The sequence below is a fragment of the Enterococcus sp. DIV1307a genome (assembly GCF_050537425.1).
Taxonomy (GTDB): domain Bacteria; phylum Bacillota; class Bacilli; order Lactobacillales; family Enterococcaceae; genus Enterococcus; species Enterococcus faecalis.
In genome coordinates this window covers 1,493,365-1,511,510 of the sequence record NZ_CP172914.1, presented here as the reverse complement: position 1 = coordinate 1,511,510, position 18,146 = coordinate 1,493,365, and the positions used below count along the sequence as shown (strand labels likewise).

The window sequence follows — 18,146 nt, the reverse complement described above, 5'->3', positions numbered from 1 at the left end:
AAAACGCAGGGTGGGGCAATTTGTCCCGCCTTTGCTCTTTTTACAATAAAGAGAAAGAAGGAATCATTTTGGAAAACCCAGAAATTCGTACATTATTAGACGAAATGACACAAAAAATTACTAGCTTCAGGAGGTCTCTTTGACTTAGACCAGTTAGAAGAAGACATTGCCGAGGCGGAAAATCGGATGGGAGAACCTGGTTTTTGGGACAACACAGAAACGGCTCAAAAGCTAATTAACGAAACCAATAGTTTGAAAGAAAAATATCAACAATTTCATCAGCTCTCTGAGGAACTTGACGAATTAACGGTGATGTTTGAATTACAACAAGAAGAATATGATGCAGAGATTCAAGAAGAATTGGAAGAAAGAATTCATCTCTTGCAAGAACGTTTAACAACGTATGAGCTATCCTTACTACTAAATGAGCCATATGATCATAATAACGCCCTAATTGAATTACACCCTGGTGCCGGTGGTACTGAATCACAAGATTGGGGAAGTATGCTTTTACGAATGTATACACGTTGGGCAGAAAGTCACGGTTTCCAAGTTGAAACGTTGGATTACCAAGCTGGAGATGAAGCAGGGATTAAAAGTGTCACCTTATTAATCAAAGGTTACAATGCTTATGGTTACCTAAAATCTGAAAAAGGTGTCCATCGTCTTGTGCGGATTTCGCCCTTTGATTCCGCTAAACGCCGTCATACTTCGTTTTGTTCAGTTGATGTAATGCCTGAATTAGACGACACAATAGAAATTGCGATCAATCCAGATGACTTAAAAATTGATACCTATCGAGCAAGTGGTGCTGGTGGTCAGCATATTAATAAAACAGAATCGGCTGTTCGAATCACACATATTCCAACAGGTACCGTTGTCGCAAGCCAAGCACAACGTTCTCAATTAAAAAACCGTGAGCAAGCAATGAGTATGTTAAAAGCCAAATTATATCAATTGGAAATGGAAAAGAAAGCCCAAGAAGCAGCAAGTTTACGTGGTGAACAAATGGAAATTGGCTGGGGCTCACAAATCCGTTCTTACGTGTTCCATCCGTATTCAATGGTCAAAGACCATCGGACAAATTACGAAACCGGCAATGTACAAGCTGTGATGGATGGAGACCTTGATGGTTTCATTGATGCCTACTTAAAACAGCGCTTAAGTTAAGCTCTTCATTAAATTGAAATAAAAATGTAACTTAATGCAAGAAGTTTGCAATATTGACATGTTATAATGAGTAGGATTGAAGAAAAAAGAGATGGAGAGAACGCCATGATTGAAATGAAAGATGTAATGAAGAAATATTCGAATGGTACAACAGCGATTCGAAATATTTCAGTAGAGATTGACCAAGGCGAGTTCGTCTATGTGGTTGGTCCCTCAGGTGCAGGGAAATCAACCTTTATTAGATTAATGTATCGTGAAGAAAAAGCAACAAAAGGTAATTTGACAGTTGCAGGTCATGATTTAATGAAAATAAAAAATAAAGAAGTTCCTTATTTACGTCGTGAAATCGGCATCGTTTTCCAAGACTATAAACTATTACCAAAGAAAACTGTGTATGAGAACGTGGCCTATGCGATGCAAGTTATCGGACGACGTCCTCGCGAAATCAAAAAACGCGTGATGGAAGTTTTAGATTTAGTCGGTCTAAAACATAAGGTACGTGTTTTTCCAAGCGAACTTTCTGGTGGGGAACAGCAACGGGTATCCATTGCACGAGCAATCGTAAATACACCGAAAGTTTTAATTGCCGATGAACCAACTGGGAACTTAGATCCAGAGAATTCATGGGAAATCATGAAATTGTTGGACCGGATTAACGCACAAGGAACAACAGTCGTGATGGCAACGCATAATAGTACAATTGTAAATACGATTCGTCACCGTGTTATTGCCATTGAAAATGGTCGCATTATCCGTGACCAAGTGGAAGGAGAATACGGCTACGATGATTAGAACATTCTTTTCTCATTTATTTGAAAGTATCAAAAGTTTAAAACGGAACGGTTGGATGACTGTTGCCTCAGCAAGTGCGGTTACAATTACATTAGTTTTAGTTGGTATTTTTATGGGCGTTATTTTTAATGCAACGAAACTTGCTGATGATATCGAAAAAAACGTGACAGTGTCTGTCTTTGTCGATATTGGTACAAAACAAAATGAAATGAAAACATTAGAAAAACAACTTAAAGGATTAGACAATGTTGAAGATATTTCTTATTCAAACAAAGATCAACAATTGAAAAAAATCCAAGAACAAATGGGGGATGCCTGGAATCTTTTCGAAGGCGACAGTAACCCATTATACGACGTGTATTATGTCCGTGCAAAAACACCAGAAGACACGAAAGATATTGCGAAACAAGCAGCTAAATTCCCAAGTGTTTTTAAAGCCGATTACGGTGGTGTAAACTCAGACAAAATCTTTAAAATCGCTCAAACCGTTCGAACTTGGGGCTTAGCAGCTGCTGCATTACTTTTATTCGTTGCAGTGTTCTTAATTTCCAACACTATTCGGATTACGATTTTATCTCGTCAAAAAGAAATCCAAATTATGCGTCTTGTAGGAGCCAAAAACAGTTTCATTCGTTGGCCGTTCTTCTTAGAAGGTGCTTGGATTGGGTTGATTGGCGCAATCGTGCCAGTCATTATTATGACGTTAGGCTACCATCAAGTTTATAACATGTTCAACCCGCAGTTATTGCGTTCGAATTATTCATTAATTCGTCCAGAAGATTTTATCTGGAAAGTCAATCTATTAATGATTGCAACAGGAATGATTATTGGATCACTAGGTTCAGTTATTTCAATGCGTCGTTTCTTGAAAATTTAAACGAAAAAAAGCTCTCCATTTTGGAGAGCTTTTTTTCGTTTAGTTTTAAAATACTTGTTATTTAATTTAAGAGTTTTCTCAGTTGTACCAACAAATTGATAACTTATAATTTTCAAGTCCTACATATAATGGTAAAATAGAATAGATTGAAATTAATTGGAGGAATAATGAATCGATGAAAAAAAGATTGCTATTATTTATTGGTTTGGCAAGTATACTTACTTTGACAGGATGTGCAAAATGGATTGATCGTGGTGAATCCATCACAGCGGTAGGCTCATCAGCTTTACAACCATTAGTAGAGACAGCGAGTGAGGAATATCAAAGCCAAAATCCGGGAAGATTTATTAATGTCCAAGGTGGCGGAAGCGGAACAGGTCTGAGTCAAGTCCAATCTGGCGCGGTAGACATTGGTAATTCTGATTTATTTGCAGAAGAGAAAAAGGGCATCAAAGCGGAAGACTTAATTGATCATAAAGTTGCTGTCGTTGGGATTACACCAATCGTTAACAAAAATGTCGGTGTCAAAGATATCTCAATGGAAAATTTAAAGAAAATCTTTTTAGGTGAAGTAACAAACTGGAAAGAACTTGGCGGGAAAGACCAAAAAATTGTTATTTTGAATAGAGCGGCCGGTAGCGGTACGCGTGCGACTTTTGAAAAATGGGTCTTGGGAGATAAAACAGCCATTCGTGCGCAAGAACAAGATTCCAGCGGCATGGTTCGTTCCATTGTTTCTGATACACCAGGAGCGATTAGTTATACCGCATTTTCATATGTTACTGATGAAGTAGCTACGTTAAGTATTGATGGTGTTCAGCCAACAGATGAAAATGTAATGAACAATAAATGGATTATTTGGTCTTATGAACACATGTACACTCGTAAAAATCCAAGTGATTTAACCAAAGAGTTTTTAGACTTTATGTTGTCAGATGATATCCAAGAACGTGTGATTGGTCAATTAGGGTATATTCCTGTTTCGAAAATGGAAATTGAACGGGATTGGCAAGGAAATGTCATTAAATAATTCTCTTAACACAAAATTTACAAACTTAACATAAAATTTACATGTTATTAAAAACAAATTGATGTAAAAAAGGTACACTATTTTTATCTGTAAAAGTTGGATTGTTTGAGGAGGAAATATTCTTGGAAGATGTACAGAAAAAATTATTAACAAAATCGAAAAGAGCCAAGATGGAGCAACGAGGGAAATTTATTAGTTTCCTATGTATTGCCTTAATTGTAGCAGTGGTTGTTTCAATTTTCTATTTTGTTGCAAGTAAAGGACTTGCTACATTCTTTAAAGATAAGATTAATGTGTTTGATTTCTTATTTGGAACAAACTGGAACCCAAGTGATATCGGCGCAGACGGTAAACCCATGGTTGGGGCTTTACCAATGATTGCGGGTTCCTTTATTGTAACGTTTTTGTCAGCGATTGTTGCGACGCCATTTGCGATTGGAGCGGCTGTTTTTATGACAGAAATTTCACCTAAAAAAGGAGCGAAATTTTTACAACCAGTTATTGAATTACTTGTAGGGATTCCCTCTGTTGTTTATGGATTTATTGGTTTATCTGTCATTGTTCCTTTTGTCCGTTCAATCTTTGGCGGAACAGGATTCGGTATTTTAGCTGGTACATTTGTACTATTTGTCATGATTTTACCAACGGTCACTACAATGACCGTGGATGCGCTAAAAGCTGTGCCTAGACATTATCGTGAAGCGTCGTTGGCGCTTGGTGCTACGCGTTGGCAAACGATTTATAAAGTTGTCTTGCGGGCAGCTGTGCCTGGTATTTTAACTGCGGTGGTCTTTGGTATGGCTCGTGCGTTTGGTGAAGCCTTAGCAATCCAAATGGTAATCGGAAATGCAGCTGTGATGCCAACTAGTTTGACAACACCAGCTTCGACACTAACAAGTATTTTGACAATGGGGATTGGGAATACGATTATGGGAACAGTTGAAAACAACGTTCTTTGGTCTTTAGCCTTGATTCTATTGTTGATGTCTTTACTATTCAACATTGTTATCCGAATTATCGGTAAGAGAGGAGCCTTAAAATAATGAATGCAAAAAAAGCAGATAAAATCGCAACAGGTATCTTATATGCCGTATCTGGCGTCATTGTTTTAATTTTGGCGGCCTTACTGATTTACATTTTAGCTAGAGGAATTCCACATATTTCGTGGGAATTTTTAACACAACCATCCAGAGCCTATCAAGTTGGTGGTGGGATTGGTATTCAGCTTTTCAACTCACTATATTTACTATTGATTACAATGATTATTAGTATTCCAATTTCATTGGGTGCTGGAATTTACTTATCGGAATATGCGAAAAAGAATTGGTTAACTGATTTAATTCGTACCTCGATTGAAATTTTAAGTTCATTGCCTTCCGTTGTTGTCGGGCTGTTCGGCTTCTTGATTTTCGTTGTACAAATCGGATATGGCTTTTCAATCTTATCAGGTGCGTTAGCATTAACATTTTTTAACTTACCATTATTGACTAGAAATGTTGAGGAATCTTTGAAAGCCATTCATTATACACAGCGTGAAGCGGGGTTAGCCTTAGGTCTTTCACGTTGGGAAACAGTTAAAAAAGTTATTTTGCCAGAAGCATTACCAGGAATTTTGACAGGTGTTATTTTGAGTTCTGGTCGGATTTTCGGTGAAGCCGCTGCGTTAATTTATACAGCAGGACAAAGCGCACCTGCCTTAGATTTCAGTAATTGGAATCCATTGAGCGTTTCAAGTCCAATTAGCATTTTCCGTCAAGCGGAAACGTTGGCTGTGCATATTTGGAAAATTAATACCGAAGGAACGATGCCAGATGGCGCTGCGGTCTCAGCAGGTGCCTCCGCTGTGTTAATTTTAGTAGTTTTACTTTTCAATTTTGGCGCTCGTTTTATCGGCAACCGTCTTTATAAGAGAATGACATCAGCTTAATGTTAGGGGAATTAGCATGAAAGAATACAATTTAAATGATACCCATTTACTTCAACTAGATAGCCAAAAAGACCCGATTGCGTTACACACGGAAGACTTACATGTCTTTTACGGGGACAATGAGGCTATCAAAGGTGTTGATTTGCAATTTGAAAAGAACAAAATAACCGCCTTAATTGGACCTTCTGGTTGCGGTAAATCCACGTATTTACGTTCGCTAAATCGTATGAACGATGGCATTGCCAATTCACGTGTTACTGGAAAAATCATGTATAAAGATGTCGATGTCAATACGAAAGAAGTTGACGTCTACGAAATGAGAAAACGCATTGGCATGGTTTTTCAGCGGCCCAATCCATTTAGTAAATCTATCTATGAAAATATCACATTCGCATTGAAACAGCATGGTGAAAAGGATAAGAAAAAATTAGATGAAATCGTTGAAACAAGTTTGAAGCAAGCCGCACTTTGGGATCAAGTGAAAGATAACTTAAACAAAAGCGCCTTAGCTCTGTCTGGTGGGCAACAACAACGTTTGTGTATCGCTCGGGCAATTGCGATGAAACCAGATATTTTATTGTTAGATGAACCGGCAAGCGCGTTAGATCCGATTTCAACAGGAACGGTTGAAGAAACGTTAGTGAATTTAAAAGATGATTACACGATCATCATTGTGACACATAACATGCAACAAGCGGCGCGGATTAGTGACTATACAGCTTTCTTCTATATGGGTAAAGTCATTGAATACGACCATACAAGAAAAATCTTTACACGACCAAAAATTCAAGCAACGGAAGACTACGTTTCAGGACATTTTGGTTAGGAGGAGCAAGATGGGCAAAGAAATTATTTCATCAAAAGATTTACATTTATATTACGGGAAAAAAGAAGCATTGAAAGGCATTGATTTAACTTTTAATCAAGGAGAATTAACTGCCATGATTGGTCCTTCTGGTTGCGGGAAGTCAACGTATTTACGTTGCTTGAATCGTATGAATGATTTAATCCCAGACGTAACTATTACTGGAAGTGTCGTCTATAAAGGAAAAGATATTTATGGACCGAAAACAGATAACGTTGAATTACGTAAAGAAATTGGCATGGTTTTCCAACAACCTAATCCATTTCCGTTTTCAGTTTATGAAAATGTGATTTATGGCTTGCGCCTAAAAGGAGTCAAAGACAAGCAAGTCTTAGATGAAGCAGTTGAAACCAGTTTGAAAGCTGCTGCCGTTTGGGAGGATGTCAAAGATAAACTTCACAAAAGTGCACTTTCACTTTCTGGTGGACAACAACAGCGGGTTTGTATCGCTCGTGTTTTAGCTGTGGAACCAGATATTATTTTATTAGATGAACCAACTAGCGCCTTGGACCCAGTTTCTAGTGGTAAAATTGAAAACATGCTGTTAACATTAAAAGAGAAATATACCATGATTATGGTGACACATAATATGTCGCAAGCATCACGGATCTCTGATAAAACGGCCTTCTTTTTACAAGGTGATTTAATTGAATTTAATGACACGAAAAAAGTATTTTTAAATCCAAAAGAAAAACAAACAGAAGATTACATTTCTGGTAAATTTGGTTAAAAGGGGGAAAAAGAATGTTACGGACACAATTTGAAGAAGAACTATTAAATCTGCACAATCAATTTTATGAAATGGGTATGATGGTTAGTAGTGCCGTCCATAAATCCGTGAAGGCATATATTAATCATGATAAAAAATTGGCTCAAGAAGTGATTGATCGCGATATTGAAATTAATGATATGGAAGTCAAACTTGAGAAAAAGAGTTTTGAAATGATTGCGTTACAACAACCAGTGACAACAGACTTACGTATGATTATTACTGTTATGAAAGCTAGTTCGGATTTAGAAAGAATGGCGGACCATGCCGTTTCAATTGCTAAATCAACGATTCGCTTAAAAGGAGAAACACGTATTCCTGAAATTGAAAAAGAAATTTCAGATATGTCTGATTATGTGAAAAAAATGGTGGATAATGTTTTAATCGCCTATGTTAAAACGGATCAAAAAGATGCACGAATGATTGCACAAATGGATGATCGTACTAATGAATATTTCGATAGTATTTACAAACATGCCGTAGAAGCAATGAAAGCTAATCCAGAAACGGTCATTAGCGGAACTGATTATCTACATGTGGCACAATACTTGGAAAGAATTGGCGACTATGTCACAAATATTTGTGAGTGGATTGTTTACTTGGCAACTGGTAAAATTACCGAATTGAATAGTAATCGTGACGAACAATTTTAAGAAAAACAAATAAAAAAAACTAGGAGACGGCCTTTTTTAGACCAATTCCTAGTTTTTTTAGCGTAAAATGAACTGATTTTATAAAACTAGTCCTTACTAATGAGAAGAAATCGTTCTTAAGTCCTATGACAAATGATCAAAAACAAGGCATAATAATGCATGTAAGGAAAACACTATTGAGTGAAAAATTTGCTAAGGAGGCAATATCCATGAAAGAAAGAGAACGCGTATTAGAATTAGTGAAAAAAGGTATTCTAACGTCAGAAGAAGCGTTAATTTTATTAGAAAATATGGCAACTGAAAAAGATGAAAAACAAATCGAAAAAGCTGCTGAAAAAGTCGATACACAAAATATTGGAACAACAAATAAAGAAGATCAAGTCGCAGATTTAATGGATGCATTAGAAAAAGGCGAATCAGAAGGACCTACTGTTGATCCGTTTGAAGAAAATACACAGGACAGTGCAGAAAAAGATCGTGAAAACTTAGAAAGAATTCTTGATGAGTTAGCAACAAAAGCCAATCGTGCTTCGGCTGAATTGGACGAAGTCAACGCAGAAATTGCCGGCATCAAAGAAGAAATTAAAGAAGTCGTAGAAGAAATTGGAACATTAGATACAAAAGAAGAGTTAGATGCATTAACAGAAGATGAACAAGTTCAACGAAAAGACTTGCACGTTTTACTTGCACAATTAGAAGAAAAATTAGCGACTCAAAGTACTGAAAAAACAGCACTGGAAGAAGAACTAAAAAACATTCGCAAAGAACAATGGAAAGGTCAATGGAATGATACAAAAGAAAAAGTTTCTTCTCAATTCTCTGAAGAGTGGAAAGATCAAGCCACAGACACCTTTAACCAAGTCGGCGGCAAAGTTGCCGAAGTTGGCGGCCAAGTGGGAGAATTCTTGAAAAAAACATTTAATTCTTTCAGTGATACCATGAATGATAATGTGGAATGGAAAGACATTAAAATGAAAGTTCCTGGTGTGGCAACAACTAAGTTTGAACATGAATTTAACTATCCAAATCCACAAGCAAGTTTAATTGATGTCAAGGTAGCAAATGGTACCGTGGTTTTCAAAACTTGGGATCAAGAAGATGTGAAAGTCGAAGCAAAAATCAAATTATATGGTAAAATGGCAGGAGATTCACCAATGGAAGCTTTCTTAGAACGAAGTGACATTGATGTGGATGATGAAACGATTTCTTTCCAAGTGCCAAACAAACGGGTGAAAGCAGATTTAACGTTCTATTTACCAAAACGCACTTACGATCATGTATCTGTTAAATTATTAAACGGAAATGTCTTAGTAGAAGAGTTAACAGCGAAAGATGTTTACACAAAATCAACGAATGGGACGATTACGTTTAAAAAAATTGATGCAACTATGTTAGAAATTGAAGGCGTGAATGGTGAAATTAAAGTCCTAGAAGGAACGATTTTAGATAACATTATTGAAACAGTCAATGGTGATGTGTCTATTTCCGCGGCACCAGAAAGTCTAAGTGTCTCTCTGATTAATGGAGATATCCGCATTACAGCTAAAGAAAAAACGCTTCGCCGTGTTGAAGCAAGCTCTGCAAATGGGAATATCAAGTTGGCCTTGCCAAATGACTTAGGCGTTGAAGGGCAAGTGAAAACGAATTTAGGTAGTATTAACAGCCGTTTAACAGATATTGAAGTTGTTCGTGAAAAGAAAGATCGCGGCAATCAACAATTACATTTTAGACGTGTACTGGAAGAATCAATGGCTCAAATTAATGCTTCTACAACAACGGGAAGTATTTTCCTAAAAGATACGGATAAATAATTAATAATTTTAAGCTAGATGGGCTGACGAATCAGCCTTTCTAGTGTAAAATTTAGTAGACGAGGTGAAAACATATGAAAAGAAAACTAACAAAATCTCCGAATAACGTGGTTTTAACAGGAAGCTTAGCTGGGATTGCTGATTGGCTAGGAATTGACCCAACAATTATTCGTGTCGTTTATGTCTTGCTCAGCTTTTTCTCAGCAGGATTTCCAGGCATTCTCTTATACATTGCCTTAGCAGTCTTGATCCCTTCTGGAAGAACAGGAAGCGATCGCGGCTACGGCCATCAAAATCCTTATAATAGAAATGTTCGCAATGAAAATCCTTATGCTGCCAATAAAAAGCAACGTAAAGAAGCGGAAAAAATTGATGATGACGAATGGAGTGACTTTTAATGACATATTTTCAGCGATTGGTTGTTAATACACTGACATTCATTTCTTTATCAGTTGTTTTTCCTGGCATGATTCATGTGAGAGGCATAATGCCTGCAATTATTGCCGCCTTTGTTCTCTCAATCCTAAATATGTTGGTGAAACCAGTCTTAACAATCTTGTCGCTCCCATTTACTTTATTAACGTTTGGTCTATTTAGCTTTGTTGTCAATGCAGCGATTTTACAAATGACCTCGTTTTTTGTGGGGGAAATGAACTTTGGCTTCTCAAGTTTTTGGGCAGCGGTGCTAATGGCTGTAATTATGTCAATTGTCAATACGATCGTTACGGATCACAATTTATCTAAATATGAATAAAAAAGCCTGAAGAGCGCAGCATAAAATGCGTTCTTCAGGCTTTTTCGATGGTTAAATTTTCTAGGTGACATTCTGGATGGCGGCTGATATAGCCATATAAAATGTTTAAAAAATCAACTTGTTGCTTCGAGTAATGCTCAATTGTTTTCGGTGGTTTTTTGGGCATGATTTTTTTTGCTAGTTCAAGCGGTGGATATTTTTGAAACGTTTGTTTAGTAACAACACGTGTTGCTACCACCAAGCCTTGGTAAATTAAATAGTATTTGATTTTTTTCTGACAAGGTAACCACATCAGTTGCCAATCTCGTTGGTTAGCTTGACTAATTCGTTGATTTTGGTTTGCAAAGCGCGTCAGAAAGAGCCAATCTTCTTTGAGTTTTGCCGCTTTTTCGAAGGCTTGTTTTTCAGCAGCTTCTTGCATTTGTTGAGCAATTCGTTTGATTGGTTCTCGTCCTTGATTATGGAAAAAGTCGAACAATTCTTGTTGAAATAGTTCGGTCGGAATGGCACTCTCTTTTTGAAAGGTTTGATGCCAATAGTTGATTGGGACGAGATCGTAGATACTATCCAAAATTATTTTTAAACGGTTTAATTTTCGGCGAATCGAATAAGGACCAAAACAGTTCTCTTTAGTGGGAATATTTAAGAGTTTAATCTCTAATTGCCGCTCATTAACGGCTACCGATACATAAGAATATTGTTCATAAGCATTCATTTGGCGATTGTAGCGCGGCCGATACTGTTGAATCAGTTGACATTCTAGAAGGAGCGCATCCAATTCTGTGTCAGTATGGAGAACATCGAAGTCTATAATTTGTTTGACTAAACGCATCGTCTTTCGAGAATGTTGATTACTATTAATAAAATAGCTCGACACGCGATTTTTTAATTTTTTGGCTTTACCCACATAAATAATTGTGTCGGTTGCGTCTTTCATTAAATAAACACCCGGTGTTAACGGTAATTGATGGGCTTTTTCCTTTAAATATTCTTTCATAAGTTTCCTCTTTTCTTAAAAGGATCGGCTTCAAGTATACAAAGTTTTCTGAAATAGTCAAGTGACAGAAATAGCATAGGTAATTTCACTGAAAAATAGTTTCATTTTTTTGAAATATGATAATTCTAGGAATTATCTAGTGAATAGCTAGAAACTTGTATTTTTAAATGATAAAATATAACAAGTAGCAGAAAGGACTGACATTCGATATGACAGAAGTGGTAAAGATTTATCAACTGGTAGAAAATCTTTCTTTAGAAGTAGTATACGGAGATGAAGAAAGCTTAAATAGAACAATTAAAACTGGTGAAATTTCCCGGCCAGGTTTAGAATTAACTGGGTATTTTAATTATTATTCCCATGACCGTTTACAATTATTTGGGAGCAAAGAAATTACCTTTGCGGAACGAATGATGCCTGAAGAGCGTTTATTAGTGATGCGCCGTTTATGTGCGAAAGATACTCCAGCCTTTATAGTATCCAGAGGACTAGAAATCCCCGAAGAATTAATTACAGCAGCAAAAGAAAATGGGGTTTCTGTATTACGTTCACCGATTTCAACTTCCCGTTTACTAGGGGAACTATCCAGTTATTTAGATGGCCGTTTAGCTGTTCGGACAAGTGTCCATGGGGTTTTAGTTGATGTTTATGGACTTGGTGTTTTGATTCAAGGAGATAGCGGTATTGGTAAAAGTGAAACAGCTTTAGAGCTTATTAAACGTGGACATCGGCTAATCGCAGACGATCGTGTCGATGTTTATCAGCAAGATGAATTAACCGTGGTGGGAGAGCCACCAAAAATTTTGCAGCATTTAATTGAAATTCGTGGTATCGGAATTATTGACGTCATGAACCTGTTTGGAGCTAGTGCGGTCCGCGGCTTTATGCAAGTTCAATTGGTCGTTTATTTAGAGGCATGGGAAAAAGACAAGAAATATGATCGTCTTGGTAGTGATGATGCAATGGTTGAAATAGCTAACGTTGATGTCCCTCAGATTCGTATTCCTGTTAAGACCGGCCGAAATGTGGCCATTATCATTGAAGTAGCAGCAATGAACTTCCGCGCGAAAACAATGGGCTATGATGCAACAAAAACGTTCGAAGAGCGCTTAACCCGTTTGATTGAAGAAAATTCAGGAGAATAGAAGGAGAAGATGTGATGATGTTAGCTCAAGTAAATTCAATTGCATTTCGCCTTTTCGGTATTCCCGTCTATTGGTATGCAATTATTATTGTTTCAGGGATTGCTTTAGCTGTTTGGCTAAGTAGTCGTGAAGCCGTTCGTATTGGTTTAAAAGAAGATGATGTCTTTGACTTTATGCTCTGGGGATTACCTGCAGCAATTGTTGGCGCGCGCTTGTATTACGTCGCTTTTCAATGGCAAGATTATGTAGACAATCCGATTGAAATTTTCTTTACTCGAAATGGTGGCTTAGCGATTTATGGTGGTCTTATTGGTGGGGGACTGGCGCTGTTTTTCTTTACGCGTCATCGTTTCATTTCTACATGGACTTTTTTAGATATTGCCGCACCAAGTGTGATTTTAGCGCAAGCAATTGGTCGCTGGGGCAACTTTATGAATCATGAAGCCTATGGGCCAGCGACCACCAGACAATTTTTAGAAAATCTCCATTTACCAACGTTTATCATTGATAACATGAATATCAACGGAACGTATCATCAACCAACATTTTTATATGAATCTGTCTGGAATGTTTTAGGCTTTATCGTTTTAGTGTTATTACGCAAAAAGCCACACTTTTTAAAAGAAGGCGAAGTCTTTTTAGGTTATATAATATGGTATTCTTTCGGCCGTTTCTTCATCGAAGGCTTACGGATGGACAGTTTGTATGCGTTTAGTAATATTCGTGTCTCACAATTGTTGTCTTTAGTGATGTTCGTGGCAGCAATTGTTATTGTGATTGTTCGTAGAAGGAATCCCAATTTGAAATTTTACAATCGGGAGAAACAAAAGAAAAAAATAACAACTTCTTAATCAACTTGATCAAAGAATATGGTAAACTAGAGAAGTAACGTTGTTTAGCGAAAGGAGAGTTTCACCGATGAAACAAAAAGTCGCTGTTTTAGGTCCAGGTTCCTGGGGGACAGCTTTAGCTCAAGTATTAGCCGAAAATGGACACGAGGTCTGTATTTGGGGAAATAAACCAGAGCAAATCGATGAAATAAATACAAAACACACCAACAAACATTATTTACCAGAATTAATCTTACCTACTTCAATTCAGGCAACCACTGATTTAGCTACTGCTTTAGTAGATGTGGATGCAGTACTGTTTGTGGTACCAACTAAAGCCATTCGTTCAGTAGCACAAGAAGTGGCCCAACATTTAAAAACAAAACCAATTATTATTCATGCAAGTAAAGGGCTCGAACAAGGTACACATAAGCGGATTTCAGAAGTGATAGCGGAAGAGATTCCAGCAGAAAAACGGCAAGGGATTGTGGTTTTATCTGGTCCAAGCCATGCAGAAGAAGTCGCTGTTCATGACATCACAACCATTACAGCAGCAAGCGAAAATTTAGCAGACGCTGTGTATGTGCAAGAGTTGTTTATGAATGATTACTTTAGAATTTATACGAATGATGATGTGATTGGTGTAGAAACAGGGGCGGCCTTAAAAAATATTATTGCTTTGGGCGCCGGAGCGATTCATGGCTTAGGCTTTGGTGATAATGCCAAAGCGGCAATTATGACTCGTGGTTTAGCAGAAATTAGTCGTTTAGGGGTTGCGATGGGAGCAAACCCATTAACATTTATTGGTTTAAGTGGTGTTGGGGATTTAATTGTTACTTGTACAAGTGTCCATTCTCGAAATTGGCGTGCGGGTAATTTATTAGGAAAAGGTCATAAGTTAGATGAAGTCTTAGAAAACATGGGCATGATTGTGGAAGGTGTTTCAACAACTAAAGCAGCCTATGAATTGGCACAACAACTAGAAGTCGAAATGCCAATCACAGAAACAATCTACAATGTCTTGTACAATGACGAAGATGTACAACAAGCAGCAAAAGAAATCATGTTGCGCGATGGCAAAACCGAAAACGAATTTACACTTGATTTTTAGGAGGAAAAAAGATGAAAGTTAAAAAGGCAGTTATTCCAGCAGCTGGGTTAGGAACACGTTTCTTGCCGGCTACTAAAGCGATGGCAAAAGAAATGTTACCGATTGTTGATAAACCAACGATTCAATTTATTGTAGAAGAAGCACTAGCTTCAGGAATCGAAGATATTTTAATTGTGACAGGCAAAGCCAAACGTCCGATTGAAGATCATTTCGATTCAAATGTTGAATTAGAAAATAATTTAAAAGAAAAAAATAAAACCGATTTATTGAAATTAGTCGAAGAAACAACGGATGTTAATTTACATTTTATTCGTCAATCTCATCCGAAAGGCTTAGGACACGCTGTTTTACAAGCGAAAGCATTTGTTGGCAATGAACCTTTTGTCGTGATGTTAGGCGACGATTTAATGGAAGATAAAGTGCCATTAACGAAACAATTAATGGATGATTACGAACAAACACATGCTTCGACAATTGCGGTAATGAAAGTACCCCATGAAGATACTTCAAAATATGGTATTATCAATCCAGAAAAAGAAATCGAAAAAGGACTATACAATGTCGAGAATTTTGTTGAAAAACCAAAGCCCGAGGAAGCACCAAGTGATTTAGCGATTATCGGCCGTTATTTATTAACCCCTGAAATTTTTGATGTACTTGAAAATCAAAAACCAGGCGCTGGTAACGAAATTCAGTTAACAGATGCGATTGACACTTTAAATAAAACACAACGCGTTTTTGCTCGTGAGTTTAAAGGAGAACGTTACGACGTTGGCGATAAATTTGGGTTTATGAAAACAAGCATTGAATATGGTTTGACTCATCCAGAAGTAAAAGATAATTTACGAGAATACATTATTAATTTAGGTGCTCAATTAGCGAAAAAAGAGCAACCAAAAGAAAAATAAATAAAAATAAGCGTAAAATTTCAATTCGTTAGAAGGAAATTTTACGCTTATTTTCTTAAAGAAAAGGGCATGAGAATTTTATAAAATAAATTGTCATTCTTAGCTTTATGAGTTGTGAAAAATATAAGTTGGTGTTATCCTAAGATTATAAATAAAATTTCAGAGGGGAGTAATGATATGTCAGGTGGGGAAATTGCTGCCTTAATTGCAGCGGTAGCATTTGTTGTTTTAGTCATCTTTTTAGTACTTGTGTTATATAAAGTTTCTCAAGTTGTTTCAAAAATTGAAGATACAATTGATGAAACAAATACAACAATCAAAGTCGTGACTAGCGATGTGAATGTATTGAGTCGCCAAGTGGAAGGCTTGCTTGTTAAAAGCAATGAACTATTAACAGATGTGAATCAAAAAGTGGCAACGATTGATCCGTTGTTTACGGCCGTTGCTGATTTAAGCGAAAGTGTCTCTGAATTGAACACCTCAAGTAAACATTTGATTACAAAGGTAGGAACCGTAGGGAAAGGCACAGCGAAAGCTGGTTTAGTGAGTAAAGTAGGCGGTTCTGCTTTTAGAGCAATGCGTTCAAAAAATAAAAAAACAAATAACTAATTGGAGGAGATTTTTATGGCTAAAAAAGGCGGATTTTTCTTAGGAGCAGTAATTGGTGGAACAGCAGCAGCCGTTGCCGCATTATTACTTGCACCAAAATCAGGTAAAGAATTACGTGATGATTTATCAAATCAAACAGATGATTTAAAAAACAAAGCGCAAGATTACACAGATTATGCTGTTCAAAAAGGAACAGAATTAACAGAAATCGCAAAACAAAAAGCCGGCGTTTTATCAGATCAAGCCTCTGATTTGGCAGGTTCTGTCAAAGAAAAAACAAAAGATTCATTGGATAAAGCACAAGGTGTTTCTGGCGACATGCTTGATAACTTTAAAAAACAAACAGGTGATTTATCTGATCAATTTAAAAAAGCAGCTGACGATGCTCAAGATCACGCAGAAGATTTAGGTGAAATTGCCGAAGATGCAGCAGAAGATATCTATATTGACGTTAAAGATTCTGCGGCAGCGGCCAAAGAAACTGTTTCTGCTGGTGTCGATGAAGCAAAAGAAACCACCAAAGATGTTCCTGAAAAAGCTGCAGAAGCAAAAGAAGATGTTAAAGATGCAGCGAAAGACGTAAAAAAAGAATTTAAAGGGTAACAAGCGTTTAGCTTATGAAAGTTAGCAACGGATCGTGTTGCTTTTGTTCAGCGGCTTACCTTAAAATTTAGAAATGAGGCCATCAGTCCGGTTGACTGATGGCCTCATTTTATTTTTATGCTATTGAATAATTTGCAATTCTTTGGTTGTCTTAGTGAATGGTTCGGAGCCTGTTTTTGTTACGTGTAAACAATCTTCAATACGAACGCCTACTTTTCCAGGAATGTAAATACCGGGCTCAATAGAGAAACACATACCTTCTTCAATGACTAAATCATTGCCATGAACCAGCGATGGGTATTCATGGACAGTGGTTCCAATGCCATGGCCTAAGCGATGGTTAAAGTATTCACCATAACCAGCTTTTGTGATTACACCTCGAGCAATATCATCTAATTCGCCTGCTGTAACACCAGGTTTCACTGCTTCAGTTGCTGCTAATTGTGCTTCTAAAACAATTCCATAAATTTCTTTTTGGAAATCAGAAGGTTCCAAGTAGCTGACTGTTCGTGTGGCATCACTACAATAGCCATTATGAACGACACCTAAATCAAATAACACTAAGTCATGGGGCTCAATTTTTGTTTCGCCAGGTACCCCGTGAGGACTAGCTCCGTTTTTTCCTGTTAAGACTAACGTATCAAAACTCATTGAGCGAATACCTTGACGTTTTAATTGATACTCGATTTCTGCAACAATTTCTTGTTCCGCAACGCCTGCTTGAATTGCTTTGAAGCCAATCTCAAAAGCGACATCAGCCCAACTACCAGCTTCTAGTAAACGTTGAATTTCAGGTTCTGTTTTAATTAATTGAAGTTTTTCAATTAAAGGCGTAACATCATGCGAAAAATCGCTAGCTGGAAAATAGGTTTTCAATTGATCAAAACGAGCTAAAGAAAGAGCTTGTTTTTCTAAAGCAAAGCGTGGCGTGCCTTGTGTCCGTTTATTTAATAAAACCGCAATTTTTTCCCAAGGATTTTCGCTATCTAAATAACCATAAACGGGATAAGTCCAACTACTCTTTTCGGCATCTTCGACTTCTAATGCAGGTGTAAATAAAAATGATTGGTCGTCCGCAGCGATAAACAAAGCTAACACGCGTTCATGAGGTTCGCTTTCGTAACCAGAAAAGTAAGCGATATGACCAGGATCACTAATATAAGTGAAGTCAATCTTTTCTTGGTGCATCCAATTTTTTAAATCGGCAATTTTTTCTTGATTCATAAAACATCCTTCTTTCTTTTATTCTGAAGTGAATCACAGTACTATCATAACATGAAATGACAAAAAGTTCC

20 protein-coding genes are annotated in these 18,146 nt (G+C 37.1%); 18 read left to right on the top strand and 2 right to left on the bottom strand.

Features of this window, described 5'->3' with window-relative positions:
* The first annotated feature begins 68 nt into the window (after nucleotides 1-68).
* The 12 genes from prfB (at nucleotide 69) to IGL90_RS07320 (ending at nucleotide 10,648) form a co-directional block, all read left to right on the top strand.
* A protein-coding gene (prfB, locus tag IGL90_RS07375) for a peptide chain release factor 2 (protein ID WP_111997025.1) occupies nucleotides 69-1,170 on the top strand; the annotation gives its coding sequence in 2 pieces (ribosomal slippage) (nucleotides 69-140 and nucleotides 142-1,170; 1,101 coding nt in all).
* A 105-nt stretch (nucleotides 1,171-1,275) separates the two neighbouring features.
* Nucleotides 1,276-1,962, top strand: coding sequence for a cell division ATP-binding protein FtsE (gene ftsE / locus IGL90_RS07370; RefSeq protein ID WP_002361935.1), 687 nt, complete (start codon nucleotides 1,276-1,278; stop codon nucleotides 1,960-1,962).
* Nucleotides 1,955-2,839: a permease-like cell division protein FtsX gene (ftsX, locus tag IGL90_RS07365; protein WP_002364071.1), complete on the top strand. Its 885-nt coding sequence runs from the start codon at nucleotides 1,955-1,957 to the stop codon at nucleotides 2,837-2,839. Before ftsE ends, ftsX begins: the two co-directional genes overlap by 8 nt.
* A 175-nt stretch (nucleotides 2,840-3,014) precedes the next feature.
* Nucleotides 3,015-3,869, top strand: coding sequence for a phosphate ABC transporter substrate-binding protein PstS (locus tag IGL90_RS07360; RefSeq protein ID WP_002357298.1), 855 nt, complete (start codon nucleotides 3,015-3,017; stop codon nucleotides 3,867-3,869).
* A 122-nt stretch (nucleotides 3,870-3,991) separates the two neighbouring features.
* A complete protein-coding gene (gene pstC / locus IGL90_RS07355) occupies nucleotides 3,992-4,912 on the top strand; it encodes a phosphate ABC transporter permease subunit PstC (protein ID WP_002357299.1) in 921 nt (306 codons plus the stop codon).
* A complete protein-coding gene (gene pstA / locus IGL90_RS07350; protein WP_002357300.1) occupies nucleotides 4,912-5,796 on the top strand; it encodes a phosphate ABC transporter permease PstA in 885 nt (294 codons plus the stop codon). Before pstC ends, pstA begins: the two co-directional genes overlap by 1 nt.
* Nucleotides 5,797-5,812: 16 nt before the next feature.
* Nucleotides 5,813-6,622 (top strand): phosphate ABC transporter ATP-binding protein PstB, encoded by an 810-nt coding sequence (gene pstB / locus IGL90_RS07345; protein WP_002357302.1) that lies wholly within the window; start codon nucleotides 5,813-5,815, stop codon nucleotides 6,620-6,622.
* 10 nt (nucleotides 6,623-6,632) lie between these two features.
* Nucleotides 6,633-7,391, top strand: a complete 759-nt coding sequence (pstB, locus tag IGL90_RS07340; protein WP_002357303.1) for a phosphate ABC transporter ATP-binding protein PstB — start codon at nucleotides 6,633-6,635, stop codon at nucleotides 7,389-7,391.
* Between the two features lie 14 nt (nucleotides 7,392-7,405).
* Entirely contained in the window at nucleotides 7,406-8,083 is a 678-nt protein-coding gene (gene phoU, locus IGL90_RS07335) for a phosphate signaling complex protein PhoU (RefSeq protein WP_002357304.1), read from the top strand.
* Nucleotides 8,084-8,292: 209 nt separating this feature from the next.
* Nucleotides 8,293-9,894: a daptomycin-sensing surface protein LiaX gene (gene liaX / locus IGL90_RS07330; RefSeq protein WP_002364070.1), complete on the top strand. Its 1,602-nt coding sequence runs from the start codon at nucleotides 8,293-8,295 to the stop codon at nucleotides 9,892-9,894.
* 74 nt (nucleotides 9,895-9,968) lie between these two features.
* Nucleotides 9,969-10,292 carry a PspC domain-containing protein gene (locus IGL90_RS07325; protein WP_002357306.1) on the top strand — a complete coding sequence of 108 codons (324 nt, stop codon included), beginning with the start codon at nucleotides 9,969-9,971 and terminating at the stop codon, nucleotides 10,290-10,292.
* Nucleotides 10,292-10,648 carry a phage holin family protein gene (locus IGL90_RS07320; RefSeq protein ID WP_002357307.1) on the top strand — a complete coding sequence of 119 codons (357 nt, stop codon included), beginning with the start codon at nucleotides 10,292-10,294 and terminating at the stop codon, nucleotides 10,646-10,648. The genes IGL90_RS07325 and IGL90_RS07320 overlap by 1 nt, the downstream gene beginning before the upstream one ends.
* Before the next feature lie 34 nt (nucleotides 10,649-10,682).
* Here IGL90_RS07320 and IGL90_RS07315 read toward each other — a convergent pair whose 3' ends face one another.
* The gene (locus IGL90_RS07315) at nucleotides 10,683-11,645 is read right to left on the bottom strand and encodes a GIY-YIG nuclease family protein (RefSeq protein ID WP_048737058.1); all 963 of its coding nucleotides are present in this window, start codon (nucleotides 11,643-11,645) and stop codon (nucleotides 10,683-10,685) included.
* A gap of 209 nt (nucleotides 11,646-11,854) precedes the next feature.
* Between IGL90_RS07315 and hprK the strand changes: the two genes are divergently transcribed.
* The 6 genes from hprK (at nucleotide 11,855) to IGL90_RS07285 (ending at nucleotide 16,851) form a co-directional block, all read left to right on the top strand.
* Nucleotides 11,855-12,790 carry an HPr(Ser) kinase/phosphatase gene (gene hprK / locus IGL90_RS07310; protein ID WP_002357309.1) on the top strand — a complete coding sequence of 312 codons (936 nt, stop codon included), beginning with the start codon at nucleotides 11,855-11,857 and terminating at the stop codon, nucleotides 12,788-12,790.
* 17 nt (nucleotides 12,791-12,807) lie between these two features.
* Nucleotides 12,808-13,641 (top strand): prolipoprotein diacylglyceryl transferase, encoded by an 834-nt coding sequence (lgt, locus tag IGL90_RS07305; RefSeq protein WP_048737090.1) that lies wholly within the window; start codon nucleotides 12,808-12,810, stop codon nucleotides 13,639-13,641.
* Nucleotides 13,642-13,708: 67 nt separating this feature from the next.
* Complete coding sequence (locus IGL90_RS07300; protein WP_002357312.1) at nucleotides 13,709-14,731, top strand: NAD(P)H-dependent glycerol-3-phosphate dehydrogenase; 1,023 nt, start codon at nucleotides 13,709-13,711, stop codon at nucleotides 14,729-14,731.
* An 11-nt stretch (nucleotides 14,732-14,742) separates the two neighbouring features.
* Nucleotides 14,743-15,639 carry a UTP--glucose-1-phosphate uridylyltransferase GalU gene (galU, locus tag IGL90_RS07295; protein ID WP_002357314.1) on the top strand — a complete coding sequence of 299 codons (897 nt, stop codon included), beginning with the start codon at nucleotides 14,743-14,745 and terminating at the stop codon, nucleotides 15,637-15,639.
* A gap of 177 nt (nucleotides 15,640-15,816) precedes the next feature.
* On the top strand, nucleotides 15,817-16,248 hold the full coding sequence (locus IGL90_RS07290; protein ID WP_002357316.1) for a DUF948 domain-containing protein: 432 nt from the start codon (nucleotides 15,817-15,819) through the stop codon (nucleotides 16,246-16,248).
* A 15-nt stretch (nucleotides 16,249-16,263) separates the two neighbouring features.
* Nucleotides 16,264-16,851, top strand: coding sequence for a YtxH domain-containing protein (locus tag IGL90_RS07285; protein WP_002381831.1), 588 nt, complete (start codon nucleotides 16,264-16,266; stop codon nucleotides 16,849-16,851).
* A 120-nt stretch (nucleotides 16,852-16,971) separates the two neighbouring features.
* On the opposite strand, the gene IGL90_RS07280 is transcribed toward IGL90_RS07285, so the two are convergent.
* Nucleotides 16,972-18,075, bottom strand: a complete 1,104-nt coding sequence (locus IGL90_RS07280) for an aminopeptidase P family protein (RefSeq protein ID WP_048737056.1) — start codon at nucleotides 18,073-18,075, stop codon at nucleotides 16,972-16,974.
* Nucleotides 18,076-18,146: the final 71 nt, after the last annotated feature.

Bases quoted from the DNA above. Each gene is read 5' to 3' on its own strand.
- IGL90_RS07285 (WP_002381831.1), top strand. From the start codon at position 16,264: ATGGCTAAAAAAGGCGGATTTTTCTTAGGAGCAGTAATTGGTGGAACA.
- IGL90_RS07360 (WP_002357298.1), top strand. From the start codon at position 3,015: ATGAAAAAAAGATTGCTATTATTTATTGGTTTGGCAAGTATACTTACT.
- IGL90_RS07315 (WP_048737058.1), bottom strand. From the start codon at position 11,645: ATGAAAGAATATTTAAAGGAAAAAGCCCATCAATTACCGTTAACACCG.
- hprK (WP_002357309.1), top strand. From the start codon at position 11,855: ATGACAGAAGTGGTAAAGATTTATCAACTGGTAGAAAATCTTTCTTTA.
- IGL90_RS07290 (WP_002357316.1), top strand. From the start codon at position 15,817: ATGTCAGGTGGGGAAATTGCTGCCTTAATTGCAGCGGTAGCATTTGTT.
- IGL90_RS07325 (WP_002357306.1), top strand. From the start codon at position 9,969: ATGAAAAGAAAACTAACAAAATCTCCGAATAACGTGGTTTTAACAGGA.
- phoU (WP_002357304.1), top strand. From the start codon at position 7,406: ATGTTACGGACACAATTTGAAGAAGAACTATTAAATCTGCACAATCAA.
- pstB (WP_002357302.1), top strand. From the start codon at position 5,813: ATGAAAGAATACAATTTAAATGATACCCATTTACTTCAACTAGATAGC.
- galU (WP_002357314.1), top strand. From the start codon at position 14,743: ATGAAAGTTAAAAAGGCAGTTATTCCAGCAGCTGGGTTAGGAACACGT.
- IGL90_RS07280 (WP_048737056.1), bottom strand. From the start codon at position 18,075: ATGAATCAAGAAAAAATTGCCGATTTAAAAAATTGGATGCACCAAGAA.
- ftsX (WP_002364071.1), top strand. From the start codon at position 1,955: ATGATTAGAACATTCTTTTCTCATTTATTTGAAAGTATCAAAAGTTTA.
- liaX (WP_002364070.1), top strand. From the start codon at position 8,293: ATGAAAGAAAGAGAACGCGTATTAGAATTAGTGAAAAAAGGTATTCTA.
- pstB (WP_002357303.1), top strand. From the start codon at position 6,633: ATGGGCAAAGAAATTATTTCATCAAAAGATTTACATTTATATTACGGG.
- IGL90_RS07300 (WP_002357312.1), top strand. From the start codon at position 13,709: ATGAAACAAAAAGTCGCTGTTTTAGGTCCAGGTTCCTGGGGGACAGCT.
- IGL90_RS07320 (WP_002357307.1), top strand. From the start codon at position 10,292: ATGACATATTTTCAGCGATTGGTTGTTAATACACTGACATTCATTTCT.
- lgt (WP_048737090.1), top strand. From the start codon at position 12,808: ATGTTAGCTCAAGTAAATTCAATTGCATTTCGCCTTTTCGGTATTCCC.
- ftsE (WP_002361935.1), top strand. From the start codon at position 1,276: ATGATTGAAATGAAAGATGTAATGAAGAAATATTCGAATGGTACAACA.
- pstA (WP_002357300.1), top strand. From the start codon at position 4,912: ATGAATGCAAAAAAAGCAGATAAAATCGCAACAGGTATCTTATATGCC.